Origin of the sequence: Streptomyces sp. NPDC007162, assembly GCF_040634175.1 — a bacterium.
In the GTDB taxonomy this organism is placed as follows: Bacteria; Actinomycetota; Actinomycetes; order Streptomycetales; family Streptomycetaceae; genus Streptomyces.
Genome location: NZ_JBEYFC010001007.1, coordinates 1 through 1,361 on the forward strand (window position 1 = coordinate 1; position 1,361 = coordinate 1,361).

Consider the following 1,361-nt stretch of genomic DNA (forward strand, 5'->3'; position numbering starts at 1 on the left):
GACCTTGCGGTGCCCGAAGAGATCACCGGCGCGTGCTCCCAGGAGCAGCAGCCCACCGAAGACCAGGACGTAGGCGTTGGTGATCCACGACTCGGTGTGCATCGCGGGGGCGAAGACGACCGGGCAGCGGGCGGTGAGCAGGGTGTTGGTGAGCAGGTCGTCGGCGAGGCCGTGGGCCGCCCTGGCGAGCGTGTCGGCGGTCGCGGGGGCGACGACGACGAGGTCGGCGTGCTGGCCGATCCGGACGTGCGGGACCTCCTCGACGTGGTCCCAGACCTCGGTGGAGACGGGGTTGCCGGAGAGCGCGGACCAGGTGGCGGCGCCCACGAAGTGCAGCGCGGAGGCGGTGGGGACGACGCGGACGTCGTGACCCGACTCGGTGAACCTTCTCAGCAGCTCACAGGCCTTGTACGCGGCGATGCCGCCACTGACCCCCAGCACGACCTTCGGCTTGCTCACCGGGCCTCCATTCGACGAATCCACGAACTCACGAGGAACTCACGACTCCATGACACACCACAGGCCCGGCAGCGTGACTGCCGGGCCTGTGGATAAGTCAACCGCAATACGAAAGTACTACTGCGCCGGGCCCTCGATGGCCTCGGACGTCAGCAGACCCGCGTTGATCTCGCGCAGGGCGATGGAGAGCGGCTTCTCGTGGACGTGGGTGTCGACGAGCGGACCGACGTACTCGAGGAGGCCCTCGCCGAGCTGCGAGTAGTACGCGTTGATCTGACGGGCCCGCTTGGCCGCGTAGATCACGAGGCTGTACTTCGAGTCGGTGGCCTCGAGGAGCTCGTCGATCGGAGGGTTGATGATGCCCTCGGGCGCAGTGATGGAAGAGGACACGCTCTGCCTTCCGATGGATGGGAAAGATTCAGTCTGAATGATCAGCGACGATCACACAACGTCCATCAAGGCTAGCAGCTCGCGCGCCACGTCCTCGACGGAGGTGTTGACCAGCGTCTCGTCGAACTCCGGCTCCGCCGCGAGCTCGACCTTGGCCGCGTCCAGCCGCCGCTCGATCACCTCGGGCGCCTCGGTGCCGCGCCCGGTGAGCCTGCGCACCAGCTCCTCCCAGGAGGGCGGGGCCAGGAACACCAGCCGGCCCTCCGGCATGGTCTCGCGGACCTGCCGGGCGCCCTGGAGGTCGATCTCCAGGAGGACCGGCACACCGGACTCCAGATGCTCCAGCACGGCCGCGCGCGGCGTGCCGTAGCGGTTTCCCGCGAATTCGGCCCACTCCAGGAGTTCGCCGTTGGCGATCAGCTTGTCCATCTCCTCGTCGGAGACGAAGAAGTAGTGGACCCCGTGCTTCTCACCGGGGCGGGGCTTGCGGGTGGTGGCCGACACCGAGAGCC

At 67.9% G+C, this 1,361-nt stretch carries 3 protein-coding genes; all 3 read right to left on the reverse strand.

Features of this window, described 5'->3' with window-relative positions; genetic code table 11:
• A partial coding sequence (locus ABZ646_RS46695; RefSeq protein ID WP_360533891.1) for a flavoprotein occupies positions 1-459 on the reverse strand: 459 nt, incomplete at its 3' end.
• Positions 460-576: 117 nt separating this feature from the next.
• Entirely contained in the window at positions 577-849 is a 273-nt protein-coding gene (gene rpoZ, locus ABZ646_RS46700) for a DNA-directed RNA polymerase subunit omega (protein WP_005319902.1), read from the reverse strand.
• 51 nt (positions 850-900) lie between these two features.
• The coding region (gmk, locus tag ABZ646_RS46705) for a guanylate kinase (RefSeq protein ID WP_360533894.1) at positions 901-1,361 on the reverse strand (461 nt) is incomplete at its 5' end.